The organism is Leyella stercorea (assembly GCF_019052365.1).
Classification (GTDB): domain Bacteria; phylum Bacteroidota; class Bacteroidia; order Bacteroidales; family Bacteroidaceae; genus Prevotella.
The window spans coordinates 1-1,865 of sequence record NZ_JAHQUY010000145.1; the positions used below are offsets into that span (position 1 = coordinate 1).

The 1,865-nt window shown below is 43.6% G+C and carries 2 protein-coding genes; both read left to right on the top strand.

The annotated features are described in order from the left end of the window. Window positions 1-71: 71 nt before the first annotated feature. Window positions 72-1,295 (top strand): site-specific integrase, encoded by a 1,224-nt coding sequence (locus tag KTQ90_RS13140; protein ID WP_217318803.1) that lies wholly within the window; start codon window positions 72-74, stop codon window positions 1,293-1,295. Beyond that, on the top strand, window positions 1,292-1,663 hold the full coding sequence (locus tag KTQ90_RS13145) for a virulence RhuM family protein (protein ID WP_217318804.1): 372 nt from the start codon (window positions 1,292-1,294) through the stop codon (window positions 1,661-1,663). Before KTQ90_RS13140 ends, KTQ90_RS13145 begins: the two co-directional genes overlap by 4 nt. Window positions 1,664-1,865 lie beyond the last annotated feature (202 nt).

The following is a 1,865-nucleotide window of genomic DNA, read 5'->3' on the forward strand; positions in this document are numbered from 1 at the left end:
TCTGCGTAAGTTTTGGTTTTGCCATGCAACTCTCATAGTTTAATTTTGCACCGAACAAAAAAGTAAGAATTATGAGATGCACTTTCAAGACAGTCTTCTATGTAAATGGAAGCAAGGAGAGAAACGGAATTGTCCCTATCATGGGACGTGTGACAATCAACGGAACTATCGCACAGTTCAGTTGCAAGCAGAGCGTTACCAAGGCTATCTGGGATGCCAAGGGCAGCAGAGCCATAGGCAAGAGTAAGGAAGCCAAGGAGGTGAATTTTGCGCTTGACAACATCAAGGCTCAAATCGCCAAGCATTATCAACGACTTTCCGACCGTGAGGCGTTCGTTACCGCTGAAATGGTGAGAAACGCCTATCAAGGCATAGGCACCGAATACGAGACCTTGCTCAGAGCTTTCGACAAGGAGAACGCAGCCTTTGCCAAGCGTGTAGGCAAGGACAGGGCCAAGAACACTTACAACAAGTATCTTGTGGTGAGAAAGTACGTTGCCGAGTTCATCAAGTATCAGTACAAGCGCAGCGATATGTCCATGAATGAGCTTACCGAGGAGTTTATCCGTGACTATTGCCTTTACTTGAAAAATGTGGTAGGGCTTGCGCAGTCCTCCATTTGGATTTACTCCATACCTCTGAAACATATCGTTACGGCAGCACACTACAACGGCAAGATACCGAGAAATCCGTTTGCCATGTACCACGTTGATCCAGACCATAAGGAACGTGAGTTCTTGACCTTGGACGAGCTTACCGCCATGACTGAGATAAAGTTGGAAGACCCCAACATGGCATTTGCGAGAGACCTTTTTATCTTTGGCAGTTGGACAGGTATAGCTTTCATCGACATCAAGAACTTGACGGAAGATAACATCAGCATGGTAAACGGTGCTCCTTGGATAGTGTCCAAGCGTCAGAAGACAGGCGTACCGTTCCAAATCAAGCTGTTGGATATTCCTATGCAGATAGTTGAGAGATACAAATCTTTCAGAAACGGTAATCACTTGTTCAACATTGGCAACCTTGACAGCATCAACAAGCGCATCAAAAAAGTAGCGGTAATGTGTGGCATCAAGAAACGAGTTTCATTTCATGTCTCCCGACATAGTTGGGCTGTTTTAGCATTGGAGTATGGTATGCCAATAGAGAGCGTTAGCAAGATTCTCGGTCACACGAATATCACCACGACACAGATATACGCCAAGGTGACAAGCAGCAAACTTGACCATGATATTTCTGTCTTTGAAAGTCGAATCAAGGGGCATTTGCCTGTAATGGGAGGAATGGCATGAAAAGGACAACTATCACTATGGACGGAAATGGGATACTTTCCATTCCGTCCAACTTAGAGGAATTGTGGATGAGTGAGGGAGAGTTGGTGGATATGCTTCATGTTACCGCCCCGAAACTCAACTCTGTGATACGAGCTATATATAAAGAAGGTATGTTGTCTATGTCGGAAGTCCAATACAAGGACGAAACTTCCGTTAGTGTTTGGCAAACGCTGTATAATTTTCCTATGATAGTTGCCATTTGCTTTCGTCTCCACTCTTTTGGCGCGGCACAACTTCGTGAAGTTATCCTCAAGAGATTGTACGAAGCAAAAGAGAAAACAACTATTGTCCTGCAACTCTACGGAGAGACGAATGCCTTTTGTTGAAAATGGTCGTATCTTTGACGCTTCGGTTGTTCACTGTCGTATTGACTTATTGACGCACTGATTCACTGTCGTATAGAAATGCACTTGTAATGTGATAAAGATGTATCCATGCAAAGAATAGTGTAAGCATATATACATTGATGTCATACGTTTTACATATTTATCGTATGACATATAAAACGTATGACATGCAGGAATACAT